Raw genomic sequence first — 4,573 nt, forward strand, 5'->3', positions numbered from 1 at the left:
GCGAAGCCCGCGCCGTTGCTGCGCAGGCTTTCCTGACCCGCGTCCGTATGGCTGAACGACAACGCCTGATGCGAGCCTACGCCCAACGCCGATAACCGCCCTGATTGCCACTGCTGTTGCAGCGGTGCCAGCAGCCCGTCGACCTGCGCTCGGTACCCGCTCGCATCGTAGTCGCTGAGTATTTCCTGCCCATTGACCCGCTCGGAGATGACCTGACCGGAGCGGTTATAAGCGTACTCCACGCAGGCATCGGCGTTGCTGGCGCGCAACAGGCGTCCCGCAATGTCATAGTCGAGCGAGGTGACGCTTTCCGTCGCGCCTTCAGCGGTGAGGCACTGGACTTCTGTCACCCGCCCCAACGCGTCGTGCGTGTAGCCTTGCTGGCTGCCGTCGGGGGCGGTTCGACACGTTAATCGCCCCGCCACGTCGTAGGCATAGCGATACACGCGTCCGTCATAATGCCGCTCTTCGGAAAGCCGTCCGCACTCGTCAAAAGAGTAAGTCCAGGCGTCGCCGTGACTGTTGGTCACACCGGAAAATTCGGCTTCAGCGTTGTAGTGATAACGGACCGTTGCGCCGAGTGGATCGGTGGCTTCCATCAGATTATCAAATGCGCCGTACCTGAACTGGTGCTGCTGTCCTAACGCATCGGTAACAGAGGTGAGATTACCTTCTTTATCAAAACCAAAGGTGGTTTCAGTACCGTCTTCATAGATGACTTTTGATGGAGCTTCTCGGTAGCCTTCATATTCCCAGCGACGTACCAGCCGACCAGATTGGCTCTCCTGATGGCGTTCTGTCACCCTGTCCTGACCATCGTAGAAGAATCGTACCGTGGGAGCGTTATCTACTTCGATCGTACTGACCAGCCCTCTCGCGTTGTAATGATAACGTTGCAACACCCCGTTAGGGGCGATGATGGTTTCCAGCAGGCCCTGATCGGTATAACTATGCAGCCACTCACGTCCTTCAGGATCGTTAACTTCTACCACCTGACCCTGAGCATTCCGCTGATACCGCCAAACGTTGCCGAGAGGGTCGGTATACGCCAGCAACTGCGCATCATCATCATAGTCATAGTGGTGTACCGCGCCGTCTGGCAACGTTACGGTCGTAATCTGGCCCCAATCATTACGCTTGAACTCGGTGCGATGACCCAACGGGTCAGTTTGCGCCACCAGCTGATTGTGTTCCCATTCGTAAAGCGTTTCGCCGCCATCGGGCGTCTGATGGCTAAGAATATTGTTGCGTTCATCCCTGATGTAGCGCGCCACACCACCAAATCCATTATGGTAATAGGTGGTGAGCCGTTCATCGTCATAGTCGAAGCTACCTGCCCAGTAACCTTCCGATGCACGGTCGCGCACGGCTCGGCCCTGGCTGTCATAGGTATGTTCTACCCAGGTTTCCGACAAATCTGACCAACGCAACATCCAACCTTCCGGCGAATAACGGTAATCAAAACTGCGTCCCTCTCCAGCCCGGACACTCAACAGGTAACCCTGCGCATCATAGGAGTAGTCAACCAGAGTCTGTAGCGGCCGACGCTGACGATCACATAACGTCAGACATGTGATTCGCCCGTGCTTCGTTTCCACGTGTACCAAACGCTCATCCGCGAGCACCACCCATCGTAATTCGCCAAATTCCCACAGCAGCGACGTACGATTGCCCACGCTATCCTCTACCGCGGTCAAACACAGCTGCACGCCCCGGGTATGTTCAAACCAGTAACGCATACCGTCACAATGACGCAGCACCAATACGCCTTGCTGACGCGTTAAACGCCATGCTGGATTGGATTTTGAAAGACTCGATTGACCTTCATCGGGGAGCGTAAATATGGCCTGATTGAATTCCCCATCCGTAAACGTCGCGACGTCGCTTTCAAGTTTCAGGCTCATATCCCAGTTGCTGCGCCACAGCGCACCCAGCAAGCCGGAAACTCGCGTTCCTCCCGAACGATAACTTCTTTTCAAAGCCAGAGGGAAAAGCCCGGAAATCTGAAAATCGGTACGCCAGTCAACGACATAACCCGTGGCGACATCGACCGGGTCACCCTCGCAGGTTGATTTGGACGTACACTGCTCACCCTCTTTTTTCTTCGCCACGTTCTCCGCTTCTGTTTCCGCCGCCCGACTTTCCTGTTTCGTCGCCCCCGCCGTCATTTGCTCCGGTTTGTTCGCTTTTCCTTTGCCAAGTGCCGTACCTGGTTTTTTGGTCACAATTTTGGCGATGAAAGACTCCACTTTCTCGATAATGGTATTAACGACACTTTCGAATTTTTCTATCAGCCATTTCAGAACCCTAACCATCGAATTAAAGCTGTCTTTGGCGAAAGCCACGATCCAGCTTTTCGCCGAGTTGGTCGCATCCTGCAAAATACGCTCAATGGCCAAAGCAATTTTATTTAGCAACTCGATGGCTTCAATCGCGATGGCTTTAATTTTGGAGGCAAAATCCATCAGCCATCGCACAATATTACCGTCAGACAGGTGTCGAATTTCTCGTATTGCGAGCTGGATAGCGCGTTTATCAGCAACGGCACCGGCGACTTTGCCCACCGCTTTTAATACTGATTTACCCGCATATTTAAGGACATGGCCAGCACCGGGTACTACGCCAATAACATCTAAAACACCCTCGCTAATAAAATAGATGTCCTTAAGATTCTCAGGATTTTTATAGGCAGCCCAGCACCATTCTCCAATGAAATACACATCGGGCGCTTGTCCAACAACAGGGATAAACCCAAGGATGATCTGACAAAAGAGAAGTACAGCAGTTTCCGTCGTATGACTGGCGACTTCCGTTGACAAACTATGATGGACTTTATTGATAGCCTGCTTCAGCTCTCGGCTACCGTTATTAATTCTGTCCTTCAGCTCCATAAATCGGTTATAAGCCAGCTCATATTTATCTTCATAGTAAAAATACATACCACCATAAACATGACTGTTAATACCGACTTGGTTGTAGCGTTTGCTCTCTTCCGGATCGTATTCCAGCAACCCTTCTTTGCTGAGTAACAAATAAAGCGTGAAGTACTCGCCAGCGAGTGCCGCAACTTCGGGGTTGGACTGGAGTACCGGGTTATTGGTAACGGTGTCTTCGGGTTCGAACTCGTCGCTGCCTTCCTGAATATTTAACTCGTAGCCATTACAACCCATATCGTAGATTTTGAAATAGCCGTTCTCATCCGTTTGGCCGCTAATATTCGTACCGTTGCTGTCCTTAACGACAAAAGGCGCGTTAGGAACGGGTTTTCCCGAGTCGTATAAATATTGAACGAAAATTTCACAAGCGCATTCCTTACACCCTCCTGGGATGGCTTTATCGCTGGAAAATTTCTTACTCGCGGCCTCTTCGCTGGAGACCAGCGTCGCTGATGTCGTCTGTTCCATAGCACTACGTCCTTTTATGCTTCGCTCTGTTGGCTCACCGCTGCGGCGTAGAGGCGATCCATCTTGTTCTGGGTTCCGATAATTTCCGGTTCCGCCATGACCGTTTGCGCCCAAGGCTCGCCGATAAATTCGGGGCTGAGCTCCGTCACCAGCGCCAGATAGCGCACGATATCGCGGTCGTTGTTAAACCCTTGTAGCTCGGCCTGCTTCACCTGTTCTTGAGTAAATGCCAACAGCACGTCGTCTCCTTCGGACTGCCAACGTGGGTGGTAGGTGCGCAGGTGAGTCATGTAGGTTTCCAAAGCGTTCTGCGTGGACGGGCCAAGGAGCGCCTGCCATTGGGCGTCGCTGAGTTGGCGGGGCGAGGTATTGGGGATGTCGTGAGGCTCGCGATGCGTGAGGGTCAGCACCTTCGACGCGCCGCCTTCCAACGCAATGTCGTAGAATCGGGCGATAGGGCCGAACAGAGCCGTCGCCTCCTGCGCCGTGCTGGCCGACAGAAGCTGTTTCACTATCAGCCAGTCGCTGATGCGCAGAATGGCATTCTCTCCGTCCGGAATGGCCACCAGACTCCAGTGCCGCAGATGACTGACCAACTCAACCAGCTGCTGTCCGGGCGTATAGGCCTGCATGAACCACTCAAGCTGAAAACCGATGCCCCAGCCGTCCCGGGTGCAAAGATACTCTTCCAGCTGAGGCCAGTTTTGTGCGGTAACCGGGATGCAATAGGGAGAGATGGACGCATGCTCGCGTCCAGCCTCGCCCCAATACAGCCGGGTGTATTCCAGACCGCCGCCCCAGCGCTCAGCCAGCCAAGGCACCGCGTCGTTCAGTGCGGCTTCCGCCACGATGAAACACCCGCCCTCGTCGATACGTGCCAGCCATCCGTCAGCGTCATCTTGTGTTTCGGTCAGAAAAGGCGTGGTTAAAGGTGTCGTTGATGTCACTCGGTGACCTCCAATATGTCAGGCGATAGTCCCTTCATCCAGTCAGGCCGGTGGTAACGTGATCGAACGTCTTCCAGATGGCGCGGTTCGGATGTGAACAGCTGAATACATTTTCCCAGGGCGTGGTTCATGGTCAGATGAATAAAATGAGGATGGTGATAAAACTCGCTGCCGATAATCCAGCGATGCGCAGACCAGGCTTCACATTCGGCGTCGGTGGCG

Annotated in this window: 2 protein-coding genes and 1 pseudogene; all 3 read right to left on the bottom strand. The window is 53.7% G+C overall.

The features are described from left to right. Positions 1–3,404: DUF6531 domain-containing protein (locus tag Q7O77_RS14860; protein ID WP_304168881.1), on the bottom strand; the 3,404-nt coding region annotated here is incomplete at its 3' end. A 14-nt stretch (positions 3,405–3,418) separates the two neighbouring features. Then, positions 3,419–4,351: a DUF4123 domain-containing protein gene (locus Q7O77_RS14865; RefSeq protein WP_304168884.1), complete on the bottom strand. Its 933-nt coding sequence runs from the start codon at positions 4,349–4,351 to the stop codon at positions 3,419–3,421. Continuing rightward, positions 4,348–4,573, bottom strand: a pseudogene (locus Q7O77_RS14870) (hypothetical protein); the annotation flags it as partial. The pseudogene Q7O77_RS14870 and the gene Q7O77_RS14865, both read right to left, overlap by 4 nt.

The organism is Lonsdalea britannica, from assembly GCF_946477055.1.
In the GTDB taxonomy this organism is placed as follows: Bacteria; Pseudomonadota; Gammaproteobacteria; order Enterobacterales; family Enterobacteriaceae; genus Lonsdalea; species Lonsdalea britannica_A.